At 68.9% G+C, this 405-nt stretch carries 1 protein-coding gene; it reads left to right on the top strand.

Features of this window, described 5'->3' with window-relative positions:
* A partial coding sequence (locus tag EOA36_RS36925; RefSeq protein ID WP_189553585.1) for a CapA family protein occupies nucleotides 1–405 on the top strand: 405 nt, incomplete at both ends.

Here is a 405-nt window from a genome sequence, read left to right as displayed (position 1 = left end):
CTTCGCGGTCGGGCCGATCGCTCTCGGCTTCGCCGCTTTCACGCTCTGGCGCAACGCCGACGAAAGCCTGTTTGCCGGCCGCGTCTTGATGGAAGGCGATCCGGCGCGCTGGCCGCGCGAGGCGAGCGCGGGGATCGATCTCCTCTGTGCGGTGCCGCACTGGGACTGGGAATTCCGGCATTTTCCGCGTGCCGGAACGCGGGCGCTGGCGCGGCGGCTGGCCGGGCACGGCGTCGGGCTGATCGCCGGCCATCATGCCCATGTCGTGCAGCCGGTGCAGCGGATCGGCGAGGCGATCGTCGCCTATGGGCTCGGCGACTTCCTCGGCACCGCTTTTGCCCGCCAGCCATGGCCAGGGCGTATCGGCGGGGATTTTATTGTCGAAGACAGTGATGAAGCGCAGAC

Origin of the sequence: Mesorhizobium sp. M8A.F.Ca.ET.021.01.1.1 (genome assembly GCF_003998025.1) — a bacterium.
GTDB lineage: Bacteria > Pseudomonadota > Alphaproteobacteria > Rhizobiales > Rhizobiaceae > Mesorhizobium.
Note: the sequence above shows the minus strand (reverse complement) of the source record. Positions and strands in the feature narration are given on the sequence as shown.